The following is a 25,205-nucleotide window of genomic DNA, read 5'->3' as shown; positions in this document are numbered from 1 at the left end:
GCGAACGAAAACAAAATAATGTTTAAGAAATTATTTAAGAATATGAGCCAGGAGAATTCTGAAAACGTAGAGAAAGACTTAAATCAGGACGGAATAATAAATGAGAACCAAGCTGCTGAACAACATGAAGGCGTGGCATCTGCTGAAGAATTGTCAGCCGAAGAAAAGCTTAGTGAGGAACTTGCCAAAGAGAAAGATAAGTTTTTAAGACTGTTTGCTGAATTTGAAAACTATAAAAAAAGAACATCTAAAGAAAGATTAGATTTGTTTAAAACAGCTAATCAGGAAGTGCTACAGGCTATGCTTCCGGTTCTTGATGATTTTGACAGGGCTATGACGCAGATTTCAAAATCTGAAGATGAGGTTTTGCTTAAAGGAGTAGAGCTTATACATAATAAGCTTAAAGATACACTTGTTTCTAAAGGACTTGAGCAGGTAGAAATTAAAGCTGGGGATGCTTTTGACGCTGATTTTGCAGAAGCTATTACTCAAATCCCAGCACCGTCGGATGATCTTAAAGGTAAGATTGTAGACGTGATTGAAAAAGGATACAAACTGGGAGATAAAATTATCCGTTTCCCTAAAGTTGTTATTGGTAACTAATTTAAAACTGTTAGCATTACAGTAAGATGAAGAAAGATTTTTACGAAATATTAGGCATTGATAAAAGCGCTACTGCGGACCAGATTAAAAAGGCATACCGTAAGAAGGCTATTGAGTACCACCCTGACAAAAATCCGGGAAATAAAGAGGCAGAGGAAAAATTTAAGGCTGCTGCCGAAGCTTATGAGATATTAAGCGATCCGGATAAGAAAGCACGTTATGATCAGTATGGATCAGCGGCGTTTGACGGTACAGGTGGTTTTAATGGCGGCGGTATGAACATGGATGATATCTTCAGTCAGTTTGGAGATATTTTCGGAGGCGCATTTGGTGGCGGCTTTGGTGGTTTCGGAGGGGGAGGCGGCCAGCGCAGGATGAAAGGAAGTAACCTGCGTATTAAAGTAAAGCTTACTCTTGACGAAATTGCTAACGGTGTCGAGAAAAAAGTAAAAGTGAAACGTAAGGTACAGGCTAAAGGCGTTAGCTTTAAAACGTGTCCTACGTGTAATGGTGCCGGTCAGGTAATGAAGGTAACCAACACGATACTTGGAAGGATGCAAACTGCTGCTACCTGTCATACCTGTGGAGGTACGGGGCAGATCATAGAATCTAAGCCTAACAATGCCGATGCTCAGGGTATGATAATGGAAGACGAAACAGTATCAATCAAAATACCTGCAGGTGTAGTAGACGGTATGCAGCTAAAAGTTGCAGGAAAAGGTAATGATGCACCGGGTAATAACAGCATTCCGGGTGATTTGATTGTTGCAATTGAAGAAGTTGAGCACGAAACACTTAAACGTGAAGGTGAGAATCTTCACTATGATTTATACATAAGCTTTGCCGAAGCTGCGCTTGGAACATCTAAAGATATCGAGGCTGTAAATGGAAAAGTAAGGATAAAACTTGAAGAGGGCATACAGTCAGGTAAAATACTGAGACTGAAAGGTAAGGGTATACCGAGTCTTAACTCTTACGGTAGTGGTGACTTATTAGTGCATGTAAATGTTTGGACTCCAAAGACTTTGACAAAAGAACAACGTCAGTTTTTCGAGAAATCACTTACGGATGAAAACTTTATTCCGCACCCTGAAAAGTCGGATAAATCTTTTTTTGAAAAAGTTAAGGATATGTTTTCATAATTTAAGAAAAAATTATATATTTGAAATTCACTATGTAAATAGTGAATTTTTCTTTTTCATAGCAATTTTTCCCATCTTTATGCAAATAAAGGTGGGTTTTTTTATTTAGGAGGTTTTAATACCTGCTAATTATCCGTCATTATTCTTTATTTTTACATTCTCAATCAAATTTGAATGGAACCAATTCTTGAAGTAAAGAATGTTGTTAAGCAATATGGCAATTATACTGCCCTTAACAGCGTTTCACTACAGGTGCCGCGAGGCAGCATATATGGACTTTTAGGTCCTAACGGAGCAGGAAAGACTTCTCTTATCCGAATTATTAACCAAATTACAATGCCCGATAGCGGTGAGGTTTTCCTTGATGGTGAAAAGCTCAACCCAAGTCATATTGCCAATATTGGCTATATGCCCGAAGAGCGAGGATTGTATAAAACCATGAAAGTAGGCGAGCAGGCATTATATCTTGCCCAGCTTAAAGGGCTTACCAAAAAGCAGGCTAAAGATCAGCTGGAGTATTGGTTTGACCGCCTTGAGATAAAAGGATGGTGGGATAAAAAGATCCAGGAGTTATCAAAAGGGATGGCGCAAAAAATACAATTTGTGGTAACGGTACTACACCAACCCAAACTGCTTATTTTTGATGAGCCTTTTAGTGGTTTCGACCCTGTAAATGCCAATCTTATAAAAGATGAAATACTGGCGCTTCGTGATAAAGGCACTACGATTATTTTCTCTACCCACAGAATGGAAAGCGTAGAGGAAATGTGTGACCATATTGCGCTTATCCATAAATCGAACAAACTTATCGAAGGCGAACTTAATGATGTTAAGAAGCAATACCGTACCAACACCTTTGAAGTAGGTATCCTGTCAGGGAATAACCATCAGGTTACAGGTGAGCTTAGCCAGAAATACCAGGTGGCTCCGGCAAGTTTTAAAACCCTTGATGATGAGCTTAAGCTTCAGATTACCCTGCCTGAAGGTGTTACTTCGCGACAGCTGTTAAGCGACCTCGTACAAAAGGGCGATGTAACTTACTTTGTAGAGAAGATACCAAGCGTAAACGATATATTTATTCAAACTGTAAGCAAACGATAATTATGAGCCTATCCTTAATTGTAAAAAGAGAGTTTGTCGCCAAGGTGCGCAATAAATCTTTCATCGTGATGACTTTTTTGAGTCCGCTATTGTTTACAGCTATGGCGATGCTGGTGGGTTATCTTGCCAGTGTGAATGACGATGAGGTAATTAAAATTGCGATCCATGACGAATCAGGAATGCTGGAGCCCGATTTTAAAGACACTAAGAAAATAGAATATGTAAATTTATCGGAGATGCCATTGGCAGTAGCCAAAGAAAAAGCTGCTAAAAGCTATGAGGGTCTTATATATGTACCAAAGGTAGCCACGCCACTTGAATTAGAGAAGAAAGTAGAATATATCTCTGACGAAAGCCCGTCAATGGATTTTATTGATGGTGTGCAGGATGTTATAAACGATAAGCTTTTCAGGTATAACCTTGAACAAAAAAACATCAATTACGAGGAAATTGGCAAGGCAAAAGCCGAATCTGAAATTCACCTTAGCAAATTTTCTGGAGAGGAAAGCCTGAAATGGCTTAATGAGATCAAGATAGGTATCGGGTTTGCTTTTGGTTATCTTATTATGATGTTTATTATCATTTATGGTAATATGGTAATGCGTAGCGTAATCGAAGAAAAGACTAACCGTATTATCGAAATTATCATTTCATCGGTTAAACCTTTTAAACTGATGATGGGTAAAATTATCGGTACGTCTATGGCAGGGATATTACAATTCCTGATATGGGCGATATTGGGAACAATCCTGATTTTTGTTGTCGCAGGAGTTTTCGGAATGAAAGTTGGCACAGGTGCGGTAACACCGGAAATGGTTGAAGCCGGAAAAAACTCGATGGGTGAAATGCAGGCTTATCTTAATGAAATATGGAACTTGCCATTAGGTATGATGGCTGGATGTTTCCTGGTATACTTCATTGGAGGTTTCTTTTTATACAGTTCAATTTATGCATCAATAGGTGCAGCAGTAGACAGCGAAACCGATTCACAGCAATTCTTATTACCTATTATCCTTCCGCTTATGCTGGGAGTGTATGTAGGGTTCTTTACGGTAATCAATGATCCGCACGGCACAGTAGCGACAGTATTCTCAATGATACCGCTTACATCGCCTATCGTAATGATGATGCGCATACCGTTTGGTGTACCTGTATGGCAAATTATAGTTTCGGTAGTATTGTTATTTGCTACATTCTTACTTGTAGTATGGTTTGCAGCTAAGATTTACCGAATCGGTATTCTTATGTATGGTAAGAAACCAACCTATAAGGAAATATTCAAATGGCTTAAGTACTAGTATGCAGTAATAAGTTAACAGTTTACAGTACGTTAAAAAATAGCATGGATTTTGTTAATCATAAATAGTAAGCTTTATAAGATTAATATATTTAGCGAACGCTCAAAGAATCCATGAATCAAACAATCTAAAAAAGAATGTCCAAAATATTAATAATAGAAGACGAGGCTGCAATCCGCAGGGTATTGGGAAAGATACTGTCGGAGGAAAGCGATACCTATAAAGTTGAAGAGGCCGAAGACGGCCTTGCAGGGCTTGAAAAAATAAAGAACGAGGATTACGACCTGGTACTTTGTGATATTAAGATGCCAAAAATGGATGGTGTTGAAGTGCTGGAAGCGGTAAAGAAGATAAAACCTGAAATTCCTTTTGTGATGATTTCGGGTCATGGCGATCTGGAAACAGCGATCAATACAATGCGTCTTGGAGCATTTGATTACATCTCAAAACCACCGGATCTGAACCGTTTGCTAAATACTGTTCGCAATGCGCTGGACAGAAAAGTACTGGTGGTTGAGAACAAGATGCTGAAAAAGAAAGTCAGCAAGAGTTATGAGATGGTAGGTGACAGTGAGCCTATCAATCACATAAAAGAAATTATAGAAAAAGTAGCGCCTACTGATGCCCGCGTATTGATTACCGGCCCTAACGGAACCGGTAAGGAACTTGTGGCACACTGGCTTCACGAAAAGAGCGAGCGCGCTGCTGCGCCTTTTATTGAGGTGAACTGTGCTGCGATACCATCGGAACTGATAGAAAGTGAATTGTTCGGTCACGTAAAAGGTGCTTTTACCAGTGCGGTGAAAGATCGTGCCGGTAAGTTTGAAGCTGCCGATAAAGGAACTATTTTCCTTGATGAGATAGGGGATATGAGTATGCCCGCTCAGGCAAAAGTACTTCGTGCACTTCAGGAGAACATGATTCAGAGAGTAGGAGCCGAAAAAGATATTAAAGTAGATGTTCGCGTTGTTGCAGCAACGAATAAAGACCTGAAAAAGGAAATAGCCGAAGGGCGTTTCCGTGAGGATTTATACCATCGTTTGGCAGTTATTCTTGTAAAAGTACCTGCGCTGAACGACAGAAGGGATGATATACCAACACTTGTAAACCATTTTGCGGAGAAGATAGCTTCAGAGCAGGGCTCGGCTACCAAGAAGTTTTCGGCAGAAGCCATTAAACTATTGCAGGAATATGACTGGACGGGTAATATCCGTGAGCTACGCAATGTAGTAGAGCGCCTTATAATATTAGGAGGCGCCGAAATAAGCGAGACCGATGTAAAGCTTTTTGCAAGTAAATAAAATTTATCACTGTCCCGATAGCTATCGGGAACATAAAGAAACCTCAGAGATTCTCTGAGGTTTTTTATTTTTCTTTTCGTTACTTTGTGGTCTCTTTCAACAATACAGAATTTAAGAGCGCACAAAGCAGTAATTCTCTGTGAATCTTTGTGCTTCTTAGGGAATATCTGTGTAATAGCAAAAAAATGCATTTAAAAAAAATAAACGAAAAGCTTGCCCGTGCCCTTGAAGAAGCGGGACTTACAGAACCTACCGAATTGCAAAAAGAAACATGGAGTACCATTAAAAGTGGTGTTGACTGTGTATTTCTGGCAGATTCGACACTTGGTAAGACTACAACTATTGTTATCAATGTGATTCAACGTCTTGATAAGCCATTTGAGGAGTCGCCGCGAGCATTGATCATGGTTCAGGATAAAGCTAAAGTGCTGGAAATGATGGAGCTTTTTAAAAAGTATGGTAATTACAATAACCTGCGTGTGTATGGTGTATACGAGCAGGGTGATATTGACTATGATAAAAACCAGATTTCACTTGGTATCGATGTGCTTATTGGTACGCCGGTAAGGCTTAATGAGATGTTCTCCACAGCAGGATTTGATGTAAACAGGCTAAAAATGTTCATTGTTGACGATGCCGAAGACCTGCTTAAAGTAAGGATGGAGCCAAAAATAGCGCGTATATCAAACAGTATTACTAAAACGCAACGACTGTTCTTTACCGATGTAATTACCGATCGTGTTGAGATACTGGCTGATAAAATAATGGTAGAGCCGTTATTCTTTGAATTTGATGATCAAGAGGATGAGGATTACGACGATGAGGAGGAAGATGACAATATTCAGGAGTAATGAATACGTTTAAGGTTTTTACGCCTCCTAAAGTAGATTTGAGAAAACTTTCTGTAAATCATTTTGTAGGTGTTTTTTGGATGGTAGCTATAATTGCTTACACTATAGGCTATATTACAGACAATAAAACCCTAAGGGTAATTTGCTGGTCAATATTTCTGTTGGGTATTATACTTAAAGTAATATCATTTTTTATAAAAAAGCCTAAAAGAATACTTGAAGGTATAATTACCTTCGAAAAAGATAGCATAGCCATAAATGAACATAAATATAATCTTTCTTTAATCAGTAAACTTCAATTTAGTGATCATGGAAACTATTTAAGGAAAGCAGAAAGCTTTTCTACAGATAAAGAAAGCTGGCCAAATGGGAAGGACATAAGCGTTCTTCTGAATTTTACAGATGGTAGTGAAATCATCAAATATTTTGAATTAAACCATAGGGGACAAATGCAGGACATACGCCCGCAGCTTGTATATTATCATAATGAAGGCAAACTTCATTTCCTTAACCTGATCGATATTCTTGGTATTGAAGATTATAATGCCATACAAATATTTAAAAATTCTCTGTCCGAAGGCGGAGATGTAAAAAGCTACTGAGAAATCAGTAGCTTTTTTCTTTATATTCGTGTTCAGTAATCAATTAGTCATGCAAACAATACTCGAAACCCCACGTCTGTTATTTCGTTTAATTCAATCTTCAGATGCTGAGGCTATGTTTGAAATGGATTCTGATCCTGAAGTGCATTTGTACTTAGGTAATAATCCTTTAAAGCATATTGATGAAGTGTACCCTATTATTGAAAACCTGCAATGGCAGTATACCGAATTTGGGATAGCAAGAATGGCTGTAATCCTTAAAGAAACAGATGAATTTGTAGGTTGGGCAGGACTCAAAAGAGAACGCAACCTGCCGGATAGAGGCATATTTATAGATTTGGGATATCGATTTCTTAAAAAGCACTGGGGTAAAGGTTATGGAAGTGAGGTTGCGAAGGCATTGGTAGACTATGGCTTTAATGTAATGAAGCTAGAGAAAATAAATGCTTATGCTGATACCGGTAATGAAGCATCGCGAAGAATTCTCGAAAAATCGGGTTTAAAATTCATTGAGACTTTTATTGAGGATGGTGTGGAAGAAGCCTGGTATGAAATAAAGAATCCGAATTTATGATTAAGAGCCTCAAATTTATAACGATTATTATTGTTTCTTTTCTTGGGTTTATATACCTGTTTTTGGTTGCTTACTTATATTTTAATCAGTAGGGAATGATTTTTCAGCCTGAAGTTTTGACTAAGAACTATAAGTTTTCATTTGATTCTAAATTTGAAGAGCTTTCTATTCCTGTTGAGAAGGATGTAAACTTGAACGGTTTGCTTTTTAAATCAGCGGAAACTAAAGGACTCGTGTTTTATCTTCATGGTAATGGAGGTTCGGTGAAAGGTTGGGGTGAAATCGCTACGACTTATAACGATATGGGATATGATATTTTCATTCTGGACTATAGGGGTTACGGTAAAAGTGAAGGGAAGATATCAGGGGAACAACAGTTTCTTAATGATGTGCAAAAGGCCTATGATTATGTAAAGGCAGGCTATCCTGAGAATAAAATTATAATTGTGGGTTATTCCATAGGTACTGGACCAGCAGCTAAGCTGGCTTCTGATAATAAACCTGCAGGACTGGTTTTGCAGGCGCCCTATTACAGTCTAAGGGAAACAATTAGTTCTATGGTTCCATTTATGCCGGGATTTTTAAAGAAATATAATTTTGAGACTCATGAATTCCTTCAAAAAGTAAAAGCACCTGTCTGTATTTTTCACGGTTCTGATGACAAATTGTTGCCTTATAGTAACTCGGAAAAGCTTAAAGCAGAATTTAAAGAGAGAGAGACATTAATTACACTTCCGGGTCAGGGACATAACGGTATCAATGATAACAAACATTTTAAATCGGAATTTAAAAAGTTTGCTGATGATGTTTTAAAGAATTAATGTGCCTTCTTCTTTTTCAGTAAATAACCCAAAATCAAACCTACTACTATCCATAGTGGGATACCCAAAAGTATTTTGGTAATGGTAAAACGTTCGTGGTCAAAAAGGGGAAAAATAATCATGGTGATGATATAAAGGATGCCTCCCCAAACTAGTCCTGATCTAACCCATTTTTTCATTGTATAATTTTTTTGGTTGTTTTCCAAGCATCAGGTATCCCCAAACCAATCCCGACAGTATAAATACAGGTATCCCTATCACTAGGTTTGTGGTGGAAAATGTTCCATCTAATATTGGAAAGGCTATGGCGAGTCCAAAGGCCATAAGAGCTCCCTGGAGCAATCCATATTTAACCCATTTTTTCATCGTTATCTTTTTTAAGTTTCTTTACGCGTCGTTTCTCTATGTAAATTACGAAAAAGCAGACAATTCCCCAAAGAAAAAAGTTGACAACTATCTGTGAGAGGTCAATAGTGTTATTGCTCCAGCCAAGTAAAGGCAATACAAAAGTGGTAAGCACAAAGCAGAAAAAGAACCAGGCTATAACCGCTTTTGTATATCGTGACATAATTATTGTTTTGATTCTTTTTTGCGTGAAACGTAACCAAAGATGAGTCCGCCAACAAGCCAGAACGGAATGCTTACAAGAACTTTCATCGGAACGATATCCGTTCCATCAAATAATGGAAATAATACATTTATGACCAATGCCATAAACATTCCCCAGAACAATCCGAATTTTATCCAGCTTTTCATTAGGAGTCGATTTGTTTTTTAGGTCCATTTTTCTTTTTACCATTCCAGTAGCCAAAAATAAGTCCGAAAATAAGCCAGAAGACAGCATTGATTAGGATTTTACCTATTAGGAATTTTGGTTCGTTTTCATCCTGAAATCCGGTCCATACCAATATATAAGGAGCTACGAATGTCATGAAAACAAACATCCAAATAGCATAAAAGAGTCCTGTTTTAACCCAAGGTTTCATCAAAATCAATTAAAAATTATACTTTCAAAAGTAGCCAATCTTTTTATGTTCTGCAAATAAACGCTGTTTGACAAATCGCCTGATTATCCTATCTTTGCGGCTTCAAAAAAATAATCATGATTACAGTAGATGCGCTTTCGGTACAGTTTGGCGGTACCACGCTTTTTAGCGATGTTTCTTTTTCGATTAATGAAACGGATAAGATTGCCCTTATGGGTAAGAACGGTGCGGGAAAATCGACACTGCTTAAAATTATTGCAGGGGTAAACAAACCTTCGTCAGGAAACATCTCGGCTCCAAAAGGTACTGTTATTGCCTACCTTCCTCAGCACTTGCTTACCGAAGACAATGCTACTGTATTTGAAGAGACATCTAAAGCCTTTGAAACAATCTTCAAGATGAAGGCTGAGATTGATGAGCTTAACGAACAGCTTACTATTCGTACGGACTATGAGTCGGACGAATACTATAAGATCATCGAAAGAGTATCAGAACTTAGTGAGAAATTCTATTCTATCGAAGAGGTTAATTATGAAGCCGAAGTTGAAAAGGTACTTCTCGGTATGGGTTTCACCCGTGAAGATTTTGCAAGGCCAACATCGGAGTTCAGCGGTGGATGGAGAATGCGTATCGAGCTTGCTAAGATACTATTACAAAAACCGGATCTTATCCTTCTGGATGAGCCTACCAACCACATGGATATTGAGAGTATTCAGTGGCTTGAGGATTTCCTTGTAAACAGTGCCAAAGCCGTTATGGTAATATCGCACGATAGGGCGTTTGTAGACAACATTACTACCCGCACCATTGAAGTTACAATGGGAAGGATATATGACTATAAAGCAAAATATTCACACTATTTAGAGCTACGTAAAGACCGTCGTGCGCATCAGCAGAAAGCTTATGATGAGCAGCAAAAGATGATTGCCGAGAATGTGGAATTCATAGAGCGTTTTAAAGGAACTTACTCTAAAACACTTCAGGTGCAGTCGCGTGTTAAGATGCTTGAGAAACTGGAACTTGTTGAGGTTGATGAGGTAGATACTTCGGCACTTCGCCTTAAGTTCCCGCCGGCTCCACGTTCAGGGCAGTATCCTGTAGTGGTAAATGAGCTTTCTAAAGCATACGGTGACCACGTGGTATTCAAAGATGCTGAAATGGTTATTGAGCGTGGTCAGAAAGTTGCCTTTGTAGGTAAGAATGGTGAGGGTAAATCTACGATGGTTAAAGCCATTATGGGTGAGTTGGAATATCAGGGTAAACTGGAAGTAGGCCATAATGTAAAGATTGGATATTTTGCTCAGAACCAGGCATCACTTCTGGATGGAGAGATTACTGTTTTTGATACGATTGACCGAATTGCTGAGGGTGATATCCGTACACAGATCAAGACTATTCTTGGAGCGTTTATGTTTAGTGGCGATGATACAACCAAGAAGGTAAAAGTACTTTCTGGAGGTGAGAAGACTCGTCTTGCCATGATTAAGCTATTGCTTGAGCCGTATAACGTACTTATTCTGGATGAGCCTACCAACCACCTTGATATGAAAACCAAGGATATCATTAAAGATGCGCTTATCGCATTTGACGGTACACTGATACTGGTATCGCATGACAGGGATTTCCTTGACGGGCTGGTAACTAAAGTGTTTGAGTTTGGCAACAAACGTGTAAAAGAACATTTTGAAGACATAAAAGGTTTCCTTGAAATGAAAAAGATGGAAAACCTTAGGGAGATAGAGAAGTAATATAGATATGAATATAACCGAAAGGCAGAAGCTCACGCTTCTGCCTTTTTTGTTATTTCTTGTTCCATTTGTCAAAGCCTAAGATGTCTTGTCGGATATCTTTTATTTCTTTTGTACCATATTTGTCAGCGAGGTAATGTAAGGCAAGAAGGTTATAGTCTTCATAAAAACTAATATTAACAGGAGCAAGGCAACCAAAATCATAATACTTTACTTTATATTTTGTCTGGAAATCTAAATCGGTTTGGGTTTTTGCCTTCGGGGCAATTCCGCCAAGTTGGTATAAGGTGATAGTATTTCTTTTCAGGTCATTCTCAAATTTTTCCTGCGGTGTTTTCTCCTGTGCAGAGACAAGAAATGAACTTATTGTAAAAAATAAGGTAATAAACGACTTCATCATTTAAATTTAAAAAAAAGCCCGGCCGATTATGGCGTCTGCCGGGCTTAGTTGAGTTAAGTAACTAAAAATTTATTTTACCATTTCCACCAGCCTTACAAATTCTACTCTGTAACCATCGGGGTCATTTTGCAGTCCTTGTTTGGCAAGCGATTTTATATCGTCAGTTTTTTTGTTCGGAACAAGTTTTGAATCCCTCAGTTTTAATCCAAACCATGCCACAGCAGCAGAGAATTTAAAATCGCCTGATGTGCTTTGCAGCGGAATTGGATTATTAGGTATTACCCTTATGATCTCGGTACTCTTATCCTCATCCGGCTTTTTAGACCTGAATTTTATCGTAGCCAGTTCATCGTTGTACTGATTGGCAGTACCTGTTGGCTGACTGTATTTCAGTTCAGGTGCGGCATTAAAGTAGTCACTTTTTATACCGGTTGGTATAATTTCATAAAGTGCTGTTACGGTATGGCCGCTGCCAAGCTCACCGGCATCTATGGCATCGTTGGCAAAATCCTCATCACGTAGTTTACGGTTTTCATAGCCTATCAATCGGTAAGACTGTACGTGTTTTGGGTTGAACTCGATCTGTATTTTCACATCTTTTGCAATGGCATACATCGACCCTTTAAACTCTTTGTTCAGATACCTGTCGGCTTCCTGCATATTGTCTATGTATGCATAGTTCCCGTTGCCTTTATCGGCAAGTATCTCCATTTTAGAATCTTTGTAGTTGCCCATACCGTAACCAAGGCAGGTAAGGAACACACCACTTTTACGTTTTTCTTCGATAAGGGTCTGCATGTCTGTGTTCGATGAAGCGCCTACATTAAAGTCGCCATCGGTAGCCAGTATTACACGGTTGTTGCCATTTTTTACAAAATTCTCTTGGGCTGTTTTATAGGCAAGCTCGATACCTGCGCCACCTGCTGTACTGCCACCTGCATTAAGGTTATCAAGGGCGGCGAATATCTTTTCTTTCTCGTCACCACTTGTAGAAGGCAATACCAATCCTGCTGCACCTGCATATACTACAATGGCTATCCTGTCTTTTTTACGCATTTGGTTTATCAGTACTTTCATGCTTTGTTTTAGTAAAGGCAATTTATTAGGTTCGTTCATAGAGCCGGAAACGTCTAACAAGAACACAAAGTTGGAAGCCGGCAGGTTATCATCCTGAATTATCTTACCCTGTAGCCCAATCTTCAATAGCTTGTGCTGAGGATTCCACGGTGCATCGCTGTACTCGGTATTGATAGAGAACGGTTCGTTGTTTACCGGCTGTGGATACTGGTACTTAAAGAAATTGATCATTTCTTCAATGCGTACCGCATCTTTTGGAACGGTCTGCCCATTGTTCAGGAATCGTCTGATGTTCGTGTACGAAGCGTTATCCACATCTATCGAAAAAGTTGACAATGGAGTAGTGGCAGGATTTTCGAACTTATTTTCTTCAAACGATTCGTAGTCTTCCTGGTCAACATTTATTAATGCCTGTTTAGGAGCCTCGGTAGTAGTAAAACTCTCTGGATGCTTTTTTTTCTGTTTCTCCAGTTTCTTATTTAGCTTTTCCAGTTTACGTTTTTCTTTATCGGTAAGGGCCTTTTTGGTTTTTACGATGATCACTCCATTAGCACCTCTGCTGCCATAGATTGAAGTAGCTCCGGCATCTTTAAGCACACTAATACTTTCAATATCATTTGGATTTATCTGTTTAAAATCATCAGTTTTCATCGGTACACCATCAATAACATACAGTGGTTCGTTATTTCCATTGATAGAACCAACACCTCTCAATACAATCGTACTGTTCGCTCCCGGTTGCCCTGAACCTGTACTGATGTTAAGTCCCGGTACCTGTCCCTGCAATGTTTGTATAAAGTCAGCATTAGGTCTGCCTTCGATGGTTTTAGAAGTTATAGTTGTGGCAGCAACATTGCTTTGAGGTTTCGTGGTGGTTCTGTAAGTCTCAGCTACTACCGGTGCACTAACGTAACCCTGTGATGTCGCAGTTGAATTTTTAGCTGCTTCTTTGGCTTCTTTTTTAGCCTTTCTTTCTTCTCTGCGCTCCTCACGCATTGCTTTTCGTTCTTCAGCGCTGCGATATGAGGTTGTTCTGTAAGCTTCAACAACAACATCCTCAAGCACATTTGCATCATCACTAAGTTTAAAGTTTACATTTTTGCTCCTGCCAAGTGTAATGGTCTGAGTTTGCATACCAACAAATGAAGCGATAAGCTTTTCACCCTCTTTGGCATCAATCATGTATTTACCGTCAAAATCGGTTTGGGTACCTTTTGTTGTGCCCTGTATTATAACATTTGCTCCCGGTACCGGTAAACCACTACTATCGGTTATAACTCCTGATACCATTTTCTTTTCTACACTGACAGGATTTATAATAGTTGCAACGGGTTCTGCCACAGGCTGAATAGTGACTAAGGTTGCTGGTTCTATGGTCTGCACTTTGTCTTTGCTTTTGGCATTTGGCTCGGTATAATTAACATCTCCTGTAGGGCTGGCTGTTGCGGAGCTTTCCACTACATTATCATTTAAGGTTGGAGTATAGGCATCATATTTTACTGAATACTCCTCTTTCGGTTCATTTGTAACAGCATTCATACCTGAAGCCATGACTTCCATCGGTGCAGTTTTTGTTTCTGTAGTAACAACCTCTTCTTTCCCCTCCGTTTTAGCAGGGTCAAAAGTTTCTTTTACCTTTTGGGTATCTATAACGGTTATGCTATTTTCAGGAGTAAGTTTTGGCGCAATAACAGGGTTGTTTTTTTCGTTGGTCAGCATGAAGAAGCCAACACCCATAAACAGTAAGAATACCGCAGCCATACCAGTGTATTTCCACCAGGCAGCAATCCTGCGCTGTTTTTTATTGTCCAGTTTCTCCTCCACGCGGTTCCATACCGCTTCCATACGGGCAAAATCCTTTTGTTCGGCTTTGCCTGCTGCCTCTTTAAACTGTTCGTATATTTTATCTTGATTTTCCATGACTGTTCTCGTTTTGATAATAAACACTGTTTACTAATTCCTTTAGTTTCGTGCGGGAGACGTTTAATTGTGATTTGGATGTTCCCTCAGAAATATTCAGCATGGAGGCGATCTCTTTATGAGAATAGCCTTCTATGGCATACAGGTTAAATACCGTCCTGCAGCCTTCCGGCAGATGGGTGAGCAGGTTCAGCAGGTCTTCTTCCTCAAGCCCGGCCGACTGGGTTTCGGATGGTTCGCTGCTTCGGCTCATGTCTTCAATGTAGATATTGAAGTTCACATTTTTCTTAAGGCTCATCAGGCAAAGGTTAACCGCAATTTTGCGGGCCCATGCTTCAAAGGCCTTATCTTCTTTCAGTTGGTCAAGTTTGGTAAAAATAGTATAGAAGGCATCGGCCATCGCCTCTTCTATCTCTTCCTCGCTTTTCAGGTACCTTTTGCAGGTATGGTACAGTTTAGGAGCCATAAGCTCATACACCTGCCTCTGTGAGTCCCGGTGCATTTTCCTGCATGCTGATATGAGTTTTTCGTCCATCACAATTTGTCTCTTTTCTATATAGATTATAAAAGTGATGAAAAGGTTGGGAAGGGTATGAAATTTTTTTGTTCAGGGTTTAGCGTTTTGTGTTCTGAGTTTTGCGCAGGAGTGAGCAACCCTGAACCCGAAACCCGAAACTCAAAACTACTTCTCAAGCGTAAGCTTATAAATATTACTTTCGGTAGCATCACTGTCGGTATCTTCGCAAAGAAGGAATTCGAGCTTATCGCCCTGTTTTTTATACAGTGTAAGTCCTTCGAATTTATTTTTATTGGAGATTATCTCAGTAAATTCAACTTCCATAGATTCGGTATCCATACGGCCGATAAGCGTACCCGCAATTTCTCCATCTTTATAGGTAGAGGTTGTTTTTTCGGCAGTTGCCAGAAAATAAAGCTTATCATCTATCAGTATCGCATCGGTAAAGCTGGAAGGCGCTCCGTTTATCAGCGGAAGTTTTACTTCGTTATAGATGAACTGAAACATAGACTCGTTAATATCACCATTCATGGTAAAAACGCCATTCTGTCCTTTAGGGCCATTGCCCCTGTTAAATACATACCATGTATTACCATCATAGGCAACGGCTTCAATGTTAAAATTCTCAGCATTAATTTCGCTGAAATCCTGCATGGCAAGGTAAAGATCGGTAGCATCTATTGGTGGATACACTTTTTTTGACTGACCGTCAACGTGTACTATGGTGTTGCGTTTAGCCGTAGAACCCGAACCGAAAAGATATAGTTCTTCACCAAAGGAGGTCAGTGCTTCAAAATCAGGCTTGTCTTTTTTCGGGACATTTTCAAGCGGTCCATCATACCCTTTTGGCGCAATATTGATTTTGTCCAGTTTTTTATCGGTCAGGCTATAGTCATAAAGTATATGGCTATTGTCAGATACAAGATACAGATTAGTGCCGTTTAATAACAGACCCGATGCAGAGCCTATACCTATGATGTGTAAAAACAGTTCCAGCTGAAACTTTTGCATAACATTATATTTTGAGAAAAATTCTTTACAATTTTAATTCTTACATTTATATAAAGATAAACCAATTATCCATGAAAGCAATCAATCCCGACGATTTTAGAGCCGATCATAAATTCAGTATCAAACACGCCCCAACACAGGTAGATTTAGGACTGACTGATGAACATAAAAAAGACGCTCTTAAAGAAGTCAGCAAAGAGCTTTCCAAACAGCAGGACAAGATGTATGCCAATAATCGTTACAGTGTTTTGGTAGTTCTGCAGGGAATGGATACATCAGGGAAGGATAGTCTTATCAGGGAAGTGTTTAAAAACTTTAATGCCAGGGGAGTAAATGTGTTTAGTTTTAAGCAGCCTACTTCAGCCGAACTGGAGCACGATTACCTCTGGCGCCATTATATAGCCCTGCCCGAAAAAGGCAAGTTTGCTGTATTTAATCGTTCGCATTATGAGAATGTTTTAGTTACACGTGTGCATCCGGAATATCTTTTAAAAGAAAATCTTCCGGGAATTGAAGATGTAAAAGATATACCAAAGGATTTTTGGCAAATGCGTTATGAACAAATTAATCATTTTGAGAAACATATAACCCAAAATGGAATGATTGTGCTTAAGTTCTTTCTGCATTTGGGTAAAGAAGAACAAAGGCAGCGCCTTTTGCGTCGACTGGAGAAGAAAAGCCATAACTGGAAATTTTCACCAGGAGATCTTGACGAAAGGGAAGTTTGGGAAAAATACCAGGAATATTATGAGGATATGATACAAAACACATCGCATAATCATGCGCCCTGGTATGCTATACCTTGTGATGATAAAAAAGCAGCACGATTAATGGTTGCCAGTATTATTCTTGAAGAAATCAAAAAATATGATTTCAGGGAACCTGAAGTAGATGAAAAGGTTCTGGATAATATTCATTTATACGAAAATAAACTTAAGAGTGAGAAGTAACTTGTCGGATATCAGAAGTCCGATACTCTATTTAGTGTACAAATCCAACAGGAGTGGCAACCCTGAACCCAATAACTACTCCAGGAGTAAATCCTGAAGTTCTTCCTGAGAAAAGCAAATCCCCATATGCTCGGCAAGTTCGTTTTCTTCTTCGGCACCGTCAATAAAATAAATGGGTATTTGTGAAGTTGCTTTCCTTTGACGGATGCTGTCGGCAGTTTGCCTGCAATGAGAGGGTTTGGTAGCATAGTTTATCACTATTACATCAGGTTTTAGTAAACCCGTTTTTCGGTAAGCTTCGCTACCATCACGAAGCTCAATGCCTACCACATCTGCATTTTTTTTACAGAAATCTATAAGGGGTGTAGTAAGCTCTTTAGACCAGTCAATAATAAATAATTTCATGGGTAATGTGTTGGCTATTACAAAAATAAAAAACCTGCAGCAATATACCGCAGGTTTTTAGCAAAGGTTAGTTCTGCACTTAGGTTATCTTAGGCATTACAGTTTAAAACCGTAAGCAAGTCTGAGGGCAATCTGGTCAGCATGAAAATCATTCATTCCCTCATACCTAACGCTTACGTCAATATGCTTACTTGCGTATCCTATACCCGGAGCCCATAAAAATGAAGTCTCATCATAGTCGTTTGTTACTGCAAAACCGGCACCTACTTCACCAAGTACGTAAAAACGGTCTTCCCATACAAAGGCTTTAAAACCTGCTTTAACAGGGATAAAACCAAGATCTTTAATTTCGTCATCACCAAACAGATTCGTAAAACCTGTTGTTAATGTTAAGGATGTTTTTTGGGTGAAGTCGTATTGTAATCTTACATCACAACCTAAAGCCCAGTTGAAGTAGTCGCCTGTAGTAACGCCGGCATTAACTCCAAAGCCAAGTTTAAATCCTTGGTCATACCCATCTGTAGAAGATGCACTATCCTGTGCAAAAGCTGTTGCGCCAAATGTTAGCATTGTGGCAAGCAGCAGGCCTCTTAATTTAATTCCCATTTTCATGATTTCTCTTGTTATTGTTAGTTATGGGTAAAATTAGTATGCCTGCATTATTAAAAAACACAACAATTCGTTAATTAGTTGTAATAAATTCATAAAATTAAAGAAATGTAAGGTTAATGTTTTGATTAATAATGTTTTAAGTTTTTCGCTTTTTAATCTCATCCTTCTGCCTACCTTTGCAAAAAAATTGAAGTGAATCTATCTGTTTATACAAAGGAATTTGGAGCTAATATCCGCTTGGCTTACCCTGTAATACTGGGGATGCTGGGACATACGCTCATTAGTGTAGTCGATAATATCATGGTAGGGCGACTAGGTGCTACCGAACTGGCAGCTGTTTCGCTGGGTAACAGTATGGTATTTATTGCTATGTCGGTAGGGATAGGTTTTTCTACAGCTATAACGCCAATGGTGGCACAGGGTGATGCTGCAAAAGATACAGCTACGGTGCGTTCAGCATTTCATCACGGCTTGTTATTATGTACCATACTAGGTATATGCCTGTTTGGGGTTGTGTATCTTGCCAAGCCTTTAATGCAGCTGATGCATCAGCCACAGGAAGTTATCGAACTTGCTTCGCCTTTTGTTGATTGGGTAGCATTTTCATTAGTGCCAATGGTTATTTTCCAGGGGTATAAACAGTTTGCCGACGGTATGTCACAAACAAAGTTTGCTATGTATGCCGTTATTGCTTCAAACATAATACACATTGGTATTAACTACGTACTTATTTATGGCGCGTTCGGATTCCCGAAACTTGGTATTATGGGTGCTGCATTGGGTACGGTAATATCACGTTTGTTTATGCTGGCCTATATGCACATCATGCTTTCGCGTCAGGAGAAAATGAAACAGTATTTTCATGGCTTCAGCTTTAGCGAGATTAAAAAATCAATGCTTAAAAAGATAACAGCACTTGGACTGCCATCGTCTATGCAGATGTTGTTTGAGGTGGCGTTGTTTACAGGAGCGGTATGGATTTCAGGTTCTATTGGTAAAACCAATCAGGCAGCCAACCAAATTGCTTTAAGCTTATCATCTATGACGTTTATGTTCGGGATGGGGCTTAGTGTTGCGGCTATGGTTAGGGTTGGGAACCAGAAAGGGCTCAGGGATTACAAAAACCTGCAAATTGTAGCACGTTCAATTTTTCTTCTGACATTGATATTAGAGATAGGCTTTGCATTAATGTTTATTGCATTCCATACCATATTGCCACATTTCTTCCTGAATATGGAAAATGTAGCACAGCTACAGGATAATACAGAAGTTATTGCTATAGCATCTCAATTATTGATTGTTGCGGCGATATTCCAGATTTCGGATGGATTGCAGGTGGTAGTATTGGGTTCGCTGCGAGGCTTGCAGGATGTTAAGCTGCCAACAATTATAACTTTTATTGCCTATTGGGTAATAGGTTTTCCTGTATCATTTTATTTAGGGATATATACCGAGCTAAAAGCTATGGGTATCTGGATAGGACTATTGTCAGGGCTTACCGTTGCCGCAATATTTTTGTATCTTCGCTTTAATTATTTAACGAATAAGATGATTAAATCAGTTGGTAGTGATCAGTCGCAGTCAACGGAAATAATCGCATAATGTTTGTCATTCTGAGCGTAGCGTAGTCGAAGAATCTTAGAGATTTCTCCACTTCGTTTCACTTCGGTCGAAATGACAGAAACTATAAACTTTACGACTTTAAAACTTTAGACTATATATGGAATTACCAAAATTTGTACTTGCCGATAATACGGATTACCCTGATGATATCTTTATTATCCATTTAGATTACCCTCGTTTTATCATCAATCTTAAAGATGATGAGGTTGAGTTCCTTGAAGAGCCGGAAGATCTTGATGAGAACGAGCTTAACGCAGAGATGGAAGGTCTTATCGAAGCGGCAAACAATTTTTACGATAGGGAAGTAGAACGTTACGAAGGACAATAGAAAGTATTCAGTTTGCAGTGGCAGTAGGCAGTATCTTTAGGACTGAAAACTGTGACTGCGACTGAAAACTATTTAAAATACTTTTCCAACAATACCTGAGCGGCTGCAAAAGGCGATAATTCGTTATTTTGCACCGCTTTTTTGTTTTGTTCCAATAATGCAGCTATATCTTCACGGGTGTAGAAATTATTCTTCAGTTGTTCGTTGATGGTTTCGGTAAGCCAGTAACTGTTCTGTTCGCTTCGGCGAAAGCCAAAAAATCCATTCTCCTGTGTCAGCTTAAGGTATTCGTTTATAGTTTCCCATACATCGGCAACACCATCGTGGGTTATTGCACTACAGGTAGTGACTTTTGGCTGCCATCCTGAATTCTTTGGTGGGAATAAATGCAATGCACGGTTGAACTCCGTTTTAGCAAGTTTAGCTTTTTTAATATTATCGCCATCGGCTTTATTGATAACGATAAGGTCGGCCATTTCCATTATGCCTCGCTTGATCCCCTGAAGTTCGTCACCGGCACCGGCAATCTTAAGTAGCAGGAAGAAGTCGACCATACTGTGTACTGCAGTTTCGCTTTGGCCCACGCCAACAGTTTCTATAATTATGGTATCAAAGCCGCAAGCCTCACACAAGATGATAGCTTCACGCGTTTTGCGTGCCACACCGCCGAGCGTGTCACCCGATGCTGAAGGACGGATATAAGCATTCTCATCTTTTACCAGCTCTTCCATACGGGTCTTGTCGCCTAAAATACTTCCATGTGAAAGTGAGCTGCTTGGATCAACAGCGAGTACGGCAACCTTGCGTCCAAGTGAAGTCAGGTGCTTACCAAAAGCTTCAATGAAGGTACTCTTGCCCACTCCGGGAACACCTGTAATACCTATACGCACCGACTTATCCGCGTGTGGCAGACATTGGTTAATGACATCATTAGCTTTTTCCAGATGCGACGGATTAGTGCTCTCCACCAAAGTAATGGCACGGCTAAGCGCGGTTTTGTCACCGTTTAGTATTCCGTTCACAAGTTCCTGAGCTGTAGGTTGTTTTTTTCTCAGGCGGGTTACATGCTCTATAGATGCTTTACTGATGCTCTCCGGCTGGTCTATGCCATCGACTTCGTGTAGTGCGGTTTTATGGGCTTTGGGCTTATCCACAGTATTAGATTAGAGAAGTAAAATTAAGGTTTTTCCTTGATTTCTTTGCCACGAATTATACGAATTAGCACAAATTAAAATGTCCTTTGTGGTAAACCTTACCACAAAGGACACAAAGTATATTCACCAGGTTATAAAGAATTGGTAAGAGTGGCAACTCTAAACTCTAAACCCGATAACCCAAAACTGATTAGTACGCTGCTGTAAAACGTAACTGGTGATGTTTTGGTGCTTCTACCTCGTCAGCAAGAACTACGGCAAGATCTTCACCTGAAAGGATACTGCGATTGTCAGCATTAAAAACAGGATTTTCAAGACCAAGACGGTAATGGCCTGTACGACCTGTATCAATACCCTGATGCATTTCGATAGCCGGACTGAAGAATGCCCAATCCAGTTCTTTTTCTTCTTTTAGGATGTTCAGGTAATCTCTGGCAGCAGTAGCACCGTCATGATATTCTTTAGGGAATTCCGGAGTATCTACTAACTGCACATTAGGTGCGATGTAAAGGCTGCCGGCTCCACCTATAGTTATGAAACGTTTAACTCCAGATAGTTTAACCGCCTCTTGTATAGATTTAGAACCTTCAAGGAAGTCGTTGTACAGGTTTGGATTAGTCCAGCCTGCGTTATATGAGTTCACTACCGCATTATGTCCTTTAAGGATATCGGCAAGGACCTCTGTGTTAAAGATGTCTGCTTTAACGGTTGAAACATTTGCAGGGACATCTTCCGATGGGTTTCTTGAAATTGCAGTAATCTCATGTCCTCGTGATGCAAATTCTTTTACTAATAATGAGCCCAGAAATCCTGTAGCTCCAACGATTGCTATTTTCATAAGTGTAAATAATTTATATGTAATCTTTATTGTTACAGTTTTGTGTAAAAAATTTTAAAAGTCTTTTGTAAATTCAAGCAACGAGATTTTCTCAAGCTGCCCGCTAATATTTTTATTGATATCGGTGTAAAGTGTTTCCAGGTTTTGGTTGATATTCTTCCCAACAGGGCAGGCCGGATTTGGGTCGTTTTTGGCATAGCCAAGGTGAACCGTTTCAAATGTCATGCAAAAAATGTCTTTTAGGGTAATCTCTTTTGCAGGTTTTAGTAATCGTGTGCCTCCATATTTACCTTCGCGGCTTTCTACGATGCTATGTTTTTTCAGGTTTGCAATTTCTTTGCGAACCAGTACAGGATTAATGTTCATACTACCGGCAAGATATTCGGACGACAGAAAGTCTTCCGGATGCTTGGATAGCAACGAAAGAATGTGAACCGTAATGGCGAATTTGCCTGAAATCATACTGTAATAAATTCTGTTACAAATATAAATAAGTTTTTAATATCTGCAAATTATTTAGTTACAGTATATTTCTGCTGATTTTATTGGGTGTATTGGGCATTGCACCTTAAATTTGTGTTCAAATTATTACACTGCCATATTTAATGGATAACATCATACTGATATTTGTTTGCCTGTTTGCAGGAATCGCCCTGCAGCGTGTGAAAGCTGTTCCGGCGAATGCACACATAGGACTCAACCAGTTTGTTATCAATATTTCGCTTCCGGCGCTTGCACTGTATTATATTCCCAAAATAGAGGTCAGTACAAAACTGCTATATCCATTGGCATCCGGCTGGATTGGATTCCTTTTGGCCTGGCTGTTTTTTGGAGTGTTAGGCAAATGCCTGGGCTGGCCCAAAAAACTCATAGGCTGTCTGATACTAACAGGAGGACTCAGTAATACGTCTTTTGTAGGATTCCCTATTATCGAAGCACTTTACGGCAAAAAAGGGCTAGAGACGGCTATTATTGTCGATCAGCCAGGAACCTTTGTGGTTATAGCTACCTTGGGTATTATTGTCGCAGTGGCTTATTCAAACGAAGCTACAGGGATTTCATCCTTATTCAGGAAGATACTGATATTTCCACCATTTGTGGCATTTTTTGTGGGTGTAATCATGAATAGTTGCGGTTATGATTTTATCGATATGCTGCAATCTGTTTTTCAAAAACTATCTTTTACTGTTACACCTGTTGCCCTTGTTGCAGTAGGATTACAATTGAAGATACAACGAAGAAACAAACACTGGGGATTCTTATCTCTCGGACTTTTTTACAAACTTATACTGATGCCCGCTGTTTTATTTTTGCTTTACAGGGTAATACTTGGAGGACAGGGCATGGAGGTTGATGTCTCTGTAATGGAGGCTGCAATGGCTCCCATGATATCGGCTGCTATACTGGCATCGTCATACAAACTTAAACCAAGGCTTGCAGGCATGATGATAGGGGTAGGGATACCTCTTTCATTTATTACGCTGGCGCTTTGGTATTATATATTGAATACATTTTAATTGCTATGAATAACGTTCAAACGGCTGCTATAAACGGGCAGCGTAAAGAGATAGTACAAAAAACAGTTTACTCCATACTTTTTTCGGTTGCGATAGCCCACATGCTAAACGACCTTTTGCAGGCGGTAATCCCTGCTGTATATCCAATTCTTAAAGACAAATATAATCTGACATTTACCCAGATAGGGCTTATTACGTTTTCCTATCAGCTGGCAGCTTCCATACTCCAGCCTTTTGTGGGTTTTTATACCGATAAAAAACCACAACCTTATTCTAAAATGTTTGGGATGTTGTTCACTCTTGCCGGGATCGTATTATTATCGTATGCCGCAAGTTTCGGGTTTATATTATTATCAGTAGTATTGGTTGGTATCGGTTCATCGATCTTCCACCCTGAAGCTTCAAGAGTTTCGTATCTGGCATCAGGTGGGAAGAGGGGCCTTGCACAATCCATCTTCCAGATTGGGGGTAATACAGGTACGGCTATCGGTCCGTTGCTTATTGCGTGGATAGTCGTTCCGCACGATCAGCATTATATTATTTGGTTCTCAGCTATAGCAATAGTGGCAATGGCTGTTCTTTGGCGTATAGGAAATTGGTATTTCCACCATTTGAATCTTAATGCAGGTAACAAGAAAGAAATTGTATTGCCGGATCTTTCGCAGCGAAGAATCGTTATTTCGGTAATTATATTATTGGTACTTATTTTCTCTAAATACTTTTATGTGGCGAGTATTACCAGTTATTTTACATTTTATCTTATAGACAAATTCCACTTGTCGGTTCAGGATGCACAGTATCATTTGTTTATCTTCCTTCTGTCATTAGCGATAGGTACTTTGTTAGGAGGTCCGCTAGGGGATAAATTCGGGCGTAAATATGTAATATGGTTTTCGGTACTGGGTGTAGCGCCATTTGCTTTGATGCTGCCTTATGCTAATTTGTTCTGGACTACTATTCTTTCGGTTATCATCGGAACATTGCTTGCCTCTGCTTTCCCTGCGATATTGGTATATGCCCAGGAACTTTTACCTAAAAAACTGGGAATGGTTTCAGGTTTATTCTATGGGTTTGCCTTCGGTATGGGCGGGCTTGGTGCTGCTATATTGGGTTATATGGCGGAGAAAACAAGCATAGATTATGTATACGATATATGTGCTTATCTTCCGTTAATAGGTGTAATTGCTATGTTCCTGCCCAATCTTAAGAAAAAGAGCTGATTTGTTCACAAAACTTTAACGTTTTTTCTGTAGTCATGTTCTAAATTTATAGGCTAAACCAAAATTTAAACATTATGTCTACAAAAAAATGGTCAATAGACCCATCGCATTCTGAAATACAGTTTAAAGTAAAACACCTTGTTATCTCTACCGTAACCGGCTCGTTTGACGAGTTTAGCGGTGAGGCAACTACTCCCGAAAATACATTTGAAGGAGGAGAGATAGCAGTCAAAATAAATGCAACCAGTATCAATACCAATAATGCTCAGCGAGACGGACACTTAAAGAGCGCCGATTTTTTTGAAACTGAAGGTCATCCTGAAATAAACATAAAAACGACTTCAATTAAAAAAATTGATGATGATGAATATGCCATTGTTGCCGATGTAACCATGAGAGGGGTGACAAAAGCTATTGAGTTTAAAGCAGAATATGGTGGTACTGCCAATGATGCTTATGGAAATACTAAAGTAGGCCTTGAAGTAAAAGGTAAGCTTAATCGTAAAGATTTTGGACTGAACTGGAATGCAGTTGTAGAAGGTGGTGGTCTTACTGTAAGTGAAGAGGTGAAACTGATTGCTAATCTGCAATTCATTCAGCAATAGT

General features: G+C 39.4%; 30 protein-coding genes. 16 read left to right on the top strand and 14 right to left on the bottom strand.

Annotation, left to right across the window (positions count from 1 at the left end; all coding sequences use genetic code 11):
* Positions 1-18 precede the first annotated feature (18 nt).
* The 9 genes from ACFSR3_RS03410 to ACFSR3_RS03370 all read left to right on the top strand — a co-directional run bounded on the left by ACFSR3_RS03410 (position 19) and on the right by ACFSR3_RS03370 (position 8,293).
* Positions 19-603 (top strand): nucleotide exchange factor GrpE, encoded by a 585-nt coding sequence (locus ACFSR3_RS03410; protein WP_379819720.1) that lies wholly within the window; start codon positions 19-21, stop codon positions 601-603.
* A gap of 26 nt (positions 604-629) precedes the next feature.
* Entirely contained in the window at positions 630-1,745 is a 1,116-nt protein-coding gene (gene dnaJ / locus ACFSR3_RS03405; protein WP_114757860.1) for a molecular chaperone DnaJ, read from the top strand.
* A 174-nt stretch (positions 1,746-1,919) separates the two neighbouring features.
* On the top strand, positions 1,920-2,846 hold the full coding sequence (locus ACFSR3_RS03400; RefSeq protein WP_379819719.1) for an ABC transporter ATP-binding protein: 927 nt from the start codon (positions 1,920-1,922) through the stop codon (positions 2,844-2,846).
* Entirely contained in the window at positions 2,846-4,144 is a 1,299-nt protein-coding gene (locus ACFSR3_RS03395; protein ID WP_379819954.1) for an ABC transporter permease, read from the top strand. Before ACFSR3_RS03400 ends, ACFSR3_RS03395 begins: the two co-directional genes overlap by 1 nt.
* Before the next feature lie 137 nt (positions 4,145-4,281).
* Positions 4,282-5,445: a sigma-54-dependent transcriptional regulator gene (locus ACFSR3_RS03390; protein ID WP_114757857.1), complete on the top strand. Its 1,164-nt coding sequence runs from the start codon at positions 4,282-4,284 to the stop codon at positions 5,443-5,445.
* A 185-nt stretch (positions 5,446-5,630) separates the two neighbouring features.
* On the top strand, positions 5,631-6,296 hold the full coding sequence (locus tag ACFSR3_RS03385) for a DEAD/DEAH box helicase (protein WP_114757856.1): 666 nt from the start codon (positions 5,631-5,633) through the stop codon (positions 6,294-6,296).
* Positions 6,296-6,898 carry an MAPEG family protein gene (locus ACFSR3_RS03380; RefSeq protein ID WP_114757855.1) on the top strand — a complete coding sequence of 201 codons (603 nt, stop codon included), beginning with the start codon at positions 6,296-6,298 and terminating at the stop codon, positions 6,896-6,898. Before ACFSR3_RS03385 ends, ACFSR3_RS03380 begins: the two co-directional genes overlap by 1 nt.
* A gap of 49 nt (positions 6,899-6,947) precedes the next feature.
* Positions 6,948-7,472 (top strand): GNAT family N-acetyltransferase, encoded by a 525-nt coding sequence (locus tag ACFSR3_RS03375; protein ID WP_379819718.1) that lies wholly within the window; start codon positions 6,948-6,950, stop codon positions 7,470-7,472.
* Positions 7,473-7,567: 95 nt separating this feature from the next.
* The gene (locus tag ACFSR3_RS03370; RefSeq protein WP_379819717.1) at positions 7,568-8,293 is read left to right on the top strand and encodes an alpha/beta hydrolase; all 726 of its coding nucleotides are present in this window, start codon (positions 7,568-7,570) and stop codon (positions 8,291-8,293) included.
* Here ACFSR3_RS03370 and ACFSR3_RS03365 read toward each other — a convergent pair.
* From ACFSR3_RS03365 to ACFSR3_RS03345, 5 genes are read right to left on the bottom strand one after another with little or no spacing between them, the layout of a single operon-like run.
* The gene (locus ACFSR3_RS03365) at positions 8,290-8,472 is read right to left on the bottom strand and encodes a hypothetical protein (RefSeq protein WP_114757853.1); all 183 of its coding nucleotides are present in this window, start codon (positions 8,470-8,472) and stop codon (positions 8,290-8,292) included. The genes ACFSR3_RS03370 and ACFSR3_RS03365 overlap by 4 nt on opposite strands.
* A complete protein-coding gene (locus tag ACFSR3_RS03360; protein WP_114757852.1) occupies positions 8,456-8,659 on the bottom strand; it encodes a hypothetical protein in 204 nt (67 codons plus the stop codon). The genes ACFSR3_RS03365 and ACFSR3_RS03360 overlap by 17 nt, the downstream gene beginning before the upstream one ends.
* Entirely contained in the window at positions 8,643-8,861 is a 219-nt protein-coding gene (locus tag ACFSR3_RS03355) for a hypothetical protein (RefSeq protein ID WP_379819716.1), read from the bottom strand. Before ACFSR3_RS03355 ends, ACFSR3_RS03360 begins: the two co-directional genes overlap by 17 nt.
* Positions 8,862-8,863: 2 nt before the next feature.
* Positions 8,864-9,049 (bottom strand): hypothetical protein, encoded by a 186-nt coding sequence (locus tag ACFSR3_RS03350; RefSeq protein ID WP_114757850.1) that lies wholly within the window; start codon positions 9,047-9,049, stop codon positions 8,864-8,866.
* On the bottom strand, positions 9,049-9,279 hold the full coding sequence (locus tag ACFSR3_RS03345) for a hypothetical protein (RefSeq protein ID WP_379819715.1): 231 nt from the start codon (positions 9,277-9,279) through the stop codon (positions 9,049-9,051). The genes ACFSR3_RS03350 and ACFSR3_RS03345 overlap by 1 nt, the downstream gene beginning before the upstream one ends.
* A 116-nt stretch (positions 9,280-9,395) precedes the next feature.
* Between ACFSR3_RS03345 and ACFSR3_RS03340 the strand changes: the two genes are divergently transcribed.
* Positions 9,396-11,027 (top strand): ABC-F family ATP-binding cassette domain-containing protein, encoded by a 1,632-nt coding sequence (locus ACFSR3_RS03340; RefSeq protein ID WP_379819714.1) that lies wholly within the window; start codon positions 9,396-9,398, stop codon positions 11,025-11,027.
* A 52-nt stretch (positions 11,028-11,079) separates the two neighbouring features.
* Here the strand turns inward: ACFSR3_RS03340 and ACFSR3_RS03335 are convergent, their stop codons facing one another.
* From ACFSR3_RS03335 to ACFSR3_RS03320, 4 genes are all read right to left on the bottom strand, one after another.
* Positions 11,080-11,427: an FEKKY domain-containing protein gene (locus tag ACFSR3_RS03335; protein WP_379819713.1), complete on the bottom strand. Its 348-nt coding sequence runs from the start codon at positions 11,425-11,427 to the stop codon at positions 11,080-11,082.
* Between the two features lie 69 nt (positions 11,428-11,496).
* Entirely contained in the window at positions 11,497-14,424 is a 2,928-nt protein-coding gene (locus ACFSR3_RS03330; protein ID WP_379819712.1) for a YfbK domain-containing protein, read from the bottom strand.
* Entirely contained in the window at positions 14,408-14,926 is a 519-nt protein-coding gene (locus ACFSR3_RS03325; RefSeq protein WP_114757938.1) for an RNA polymerase sigma factor, read from the bottom strand. The genes ACFSR3_RS03330 and ACFSR3_RS03325 overlap by 17 nt, the downstream gene beginning before the upstream one ends.
* Before the next feature lie 180 nt (positions 14,927-15,106).
* Complete coding sequence (locus ACFSR3_RS03320) at positions 15,107-15,952, bottom strand: DUF6929 family protein (protein ID WP_379819711.1); 846 nt, start codon at positions 15,950-15,952, stop codon at positions 15,107-15,109.
* Positions 15,953-16,023: 71 nt separating this feature from the next.
* Between ACFSR3_RS03320 and ACFSR3_RS03315 the strand changes: the two genes are divergently transcribed.
* A complete protein-coding gene (locus ACFSR3_RS03315; protein ID WP_379819710.1) occupies positions 16,024-16,902 on the top strand; it encodes a PPK2 family polyphosphate kinase in 879 nt (292 codons plus the stop codon).
* A 75-nt stretch (positions 16,903-16,977) separates the two neighbouring features.
* On the opposite strand, the gene ACFSR3_RS03310 is transcribed toward ACFSR3_RS03315, so the two are convergent.
* Positions 16,978-17,307, bottom strand: a complete 330-nt coding sequence (locus tag ACFSR3_RS03310) for a hypothetical protein (RefSeq protein WP_379819709.1) — start codon at positions 17,305-17,307, stop codon at positions 16,978-16,980.
* Positions 17,308-17,403: 96 nt separating this feature from the next.
* The gene (locus tag ACFSR3_RS03305) at positions 17,404-17,919 is read right to left on the bottom strand and encodes a hypothetical protein (protein WP_379819708.1); all 516 of its coding nucleotides are present in this window, start codon (positions 17,917-17,919) and stop codon (positions 17,404-17,406) included.
* Positions 17,920-18,111: 192 nt separating this feature from the next.
* Here ACFSR3_RS03305 and ACFSR3_RS03300 point away from each other — a divergent pair, with 192 nt between their 5' ends.
* Positions 18,112-19,521 (top strand): MATE family efflux transporter, encoded by a 1,410-nt coding sequence (locus tag ACFSR3_RS03300; RefSeq protein WP_379819707.1) that lies wholly within the window; start codon positions 18,112-18,114, stop codon positions 19,519-19,521.
* A 118-nt stretch (positions 19,522-19,639) separates the two neighbouring features.
* Positions 19,640-19,870, top strand: a complete 231-nt coding sequence (locus ACFSR3_RS03295; RefSeq protein WP_114757840.1) for a hypothetical protein — start codon at positions 19,640-19,642, stop codon at positions 19,868-19,870.
* Between the two features lie 68 nt (positions 19,871-19,938).
* Here the strand turns inward: ACFSR3_RS03295 and meaB are convergent, their stop codons facing one another.
* From meaB to ACFSR3_RS03280, 3 genes are all read right to left on the bottom strand, one after another.
* The gene (meaB, locus tag ACFSR3_RS03290) at positions 19,939-21,024 is read right to left on the bottom strand and encodes a methylmalonyl Co-A mutase-associated GTPase MeaB (protein ID WP_379819706.1); all 1,086 of its coding nucleotides are present in this window, start codon (positions 21,022-21,024) and stop codon (positions 19,939-19,941) included.
* 190 nt (positions 21,025-21,214) lie between these two features.
* Positions 21,215-21,862 (bottom strand): NAD(P)-dependent oxidoreductase, encoded by a 648-nt coding sequence (locus tag ACFSR3_RS03285; RefSeq protein ID WP_379819705.1) that lies wholly within the window; start codon positions 21,860-21,862, stop codon positions 21,215-21,217.
* 54 nt (positions 21,863-21,916) lie between these two features.
* Entirely contained in the window at positions 21,917-22,324 is a 408-nt protein-coding gene (locus tag ACFSR3_RS03280) for an Rrf2 family transcriptional regulator (RefSeq protein WP_114757837.1), read from the bottom strand.
* A 143-nt stretch (positions 22,325-22,467) separates the two neighbouring features.
* Here ACFSR3_RS03280 and ACFSR3_RS03275 point away from each other — a divergent pair, with 143 nt between their 5' ends.
* The 3 genes from ACFSR3_RS03275 to ACFSR3_RS03265 all read left to right on the top strand — a co-directional run bounded on the left by ACFSR3_RS03275 (position 22,468) and on the right by ACFSR3_RS03265 (position 25,204).
* On the top strand, positions 22,468-23,379 hold the full coding sequence (locus tag ACFSR3_RS03275; protein ID WP_379819704.1) for an AEC family transporter: 912 nt from the start codon (positions 22,468-22,470) through the stop codon (positions 23,377-23,379).
* Positions 23,380-23,384: 5 nt separating this feature from the next.
* Positions 23,385-24,599: an MFS transporter gene (locus ACFSR3_RS03270; protein WP_379819703.1), complete on the top strand. Its 1,215-nt coding sequence runs from the start codon at positions 23,385-23,387 to the stop codon at positions 24,597-24,599.
* Positions 24,600-24,673: 74 nt separating this feature from the next.
* Positions 24,674-25,204 (top strand): YceI family protein, encoded by a 531-nt coding sequence (locus ACFSR3_RS03265; protein ID WP_379819702.1) that lies wholly within the window; start codon positions 24,674-24,676, stop codon positions 25,202-25,204.
* Position 25,205 lies beyond the last annotated feature (1 nt).

The sequence above is a fragment of the Flavobacterium suzhouense genome, assembly GCF_042684765.1.
In the GTDB taxonomy this organism is placed as follows: domain Bacteria; phylum Bacteroidota; class Bacteroidia; order Flavobacteriales; family Flavobacteriaceae; genus Flavobacterium; species Flavobacterium suzhouense.
Note: the sequence above shows the minus strand (reverse complement) of the source record. Positions and strands in the feature narration are given on the sequence as shown.

Excerpts from the sequence above, each read along its gene's own strand:
- ACFSR3_RS03410 (WP_379819720.1), top strand. The coding sequence starts at position 19 with ATGTTTAAGAAATTATTTAAGAATATGAGCCAGGAGAATTCTGAAAAC.
- dnaJ (WP_114757860.1), top strand. The coding sequence starts at position 630 with ATGAAGAAAGATTTTTACGAAATATTAGGCATTGATAAAAGCGCTACT.
- ACFSR3_RS03400 (WP_379819719.1), top strand. The coding sequence starts at position 1,920 with ATGGAACCAATTCTTGAAGTAAAGAATGTTGTTAAGCAATATGGCAAT.
- ACFSR3_RS03390 (WP_114757857.1), top strand. The coding sequence starts at position 4,282 with ATGTCCAAAATATTAATAATAGAAGACGAGGCTGCAATCCGCAGGGTA.
- ACFSR3_RS03385 (WP_114757856.1), top strand. The coding sequence starts at position 5,631 with ATGCATTTAAAAAAAATAAACGAAAAGCTTGCCCGTGCCCTTGAAGAA.
- ACFSR3_RS03380 (WP_114757855.1), top strand. The coding sequence starts at position 6,296 with ATGAATACGTTTAAGGTTTTTACGCCTCCTAAAGTAGATTTGAGAAAA.
- ACFSR3_RS03375 (WP_379819718.1), top strand. The coding sequence starts at position 6,948 with ATGCAAACAATACTCGAAACCCCACGTCTGTTATTTCGTTTAATTCAA.
- ACFSR3_RS03370 (WP_379819717.1), top strand. The coding sequence starts at position 7,568 with ATGATTTTTCAGCCTGAAGTTTTGACTAAGAACTATAAGTTTTCATTT.
- ACFSR3_RS03365 (WP_114757853.1), bottom strand. The coding sequence starts at position 8,472 with ATGAAAAAATGGGTTAGATCAGGACTAGTTTGGGGAGGCATCCTTTAT.
- ACFSR3_RS03360 (WP_114757852.1), bottom strand. The coding sequence starts at position 8,659 with ATGAAAAAATGGGTTAAATATGGATTGCTCCAGGGAGCTCTTATGGCC.
- ACFSR3_RS03355 (WP_379819716.1), bottom strand. The coding sequence starts at position 8,861 with ATGTCACGATATACAAAAGCGGTTATAGCCTGGTTCTTTTTCTGCTTT.
- ACFSR3_RS03350 (WP_114757850.1), bottom strand. The coding sequence starts at position 9,049 with ATGAAAAGCTGGATAAAATTCGGATTGTTCTGGGGAATGTTTATGGCA.
- ACFSR3_RS03345 (WP_379819715.1), bottom strand. The coding sequence starts at position 9,279 with ATGAAACCTTGGGTTAAAACAGGACTCTTTTATGCTATTTGGATGTTT.
- ACFSR3_RS03340 (WP_379819714.1), top strand. The coding sequence starts at position 9,396 with ATGATTACAGTAGATGCGCTTTCGGTACAGTTTGGCGGTACCACGCTT.
- ACFSR3_RS03335 (WP_379819713.1), bottom strand. The coding sequence starts at position 11,427 with ATGATGAAGTCGTTTATTACCTTATTTTTTACAATAAGTTCATTTCTT.
- ACFSR3_RS03330 (WP_379819712.1), bottom strand. The coding sequence starts at position 14,424 with ATGGAAAATCAAGATAAAATATACGAACAGTTTAAAGAGGCAGCAGGC.
- ACFSR3_RS03325 (WP_114757938.1), bottom strand. The coding sequence starts at position 14,926 with ATGCACCGGGACTCACAGAGGCAGGTGTATGAGCTTATGGCTCCTAAA.
- ACFSR3_RS03320 (WP_379819711.1), bottom strand. The coding sequence starts at position 15,952 with ATGCAAAAGTTTCAGCTGGAACTGTTTTTACACATCATAGGTATAGGC.
- ACFSR3_RS03315 (WP_379819710.1), top strand. The coding sequence starts at position 16,024 with ATGAAAGCAATCAATCCCGACGATTTTAGAGCCGATCATAAATTCAGT.
- ACFSR3_RS03310 (WP_379819709.1), bottom strand. The coding sequence starts at position 17,307 with ATGAAATTATTTATTATTGACTGGTCTAAAGAGCTTACTACACCCCTT.
- ACFSR3_RS03305 (WP_379819708.1), bottom strand. The coding sequence starts at position 17,919 with ATGAAAATGGGAATTAAATTAAGAGGCCTGCTGCTTGCCACAATGCTA.
- ACFSR3_RS03295 (WP_114757840.1), top strand. The coding sequence starts at position 19,640 with ATGGAATTACCAAAATTTGTACTTGCCGATAATACGGATTACCCTGAT.
- ACFSR3_RS03285 (WP_379819705.1), bottom strand. The coding sequence starts at position 21,862 with ATGAAAATAGCAATCGTTGGAGCTACAGGATTTCTGGGCTCATTATTA.
- ACFSR3_RS03280 (WP_114757837.1), bottom strand. The coding sequence starts at position 22,324 with ATGATTTCAGGCAAATTCGCCATTACGGTTCACATTCTTTCGTTGCTA.
- ACFSR3_RS03275 (WP_379819704.1), top strand. The coding sequence starts at position 22,468 with ATGGATAACATCATACTGATATTTGTTTGCCTGTTTGCAGGAATCGCC.
- ACFSR3_RS03270 (WP_379819703.1), top strand. The coding sequence starts at position 23,385 with ATGAATAACGTTCAAACGGCTGCTATAAACGGGCAGCGTAAAGAGATA.
- ACFSR3_RS03265 (WP_379819702.1), top strand. The coding sequence starts at position 24,674 with ATGTCTACAAAAAAATGGTCAATAGACCCATCGCATTCTGAAATACAG.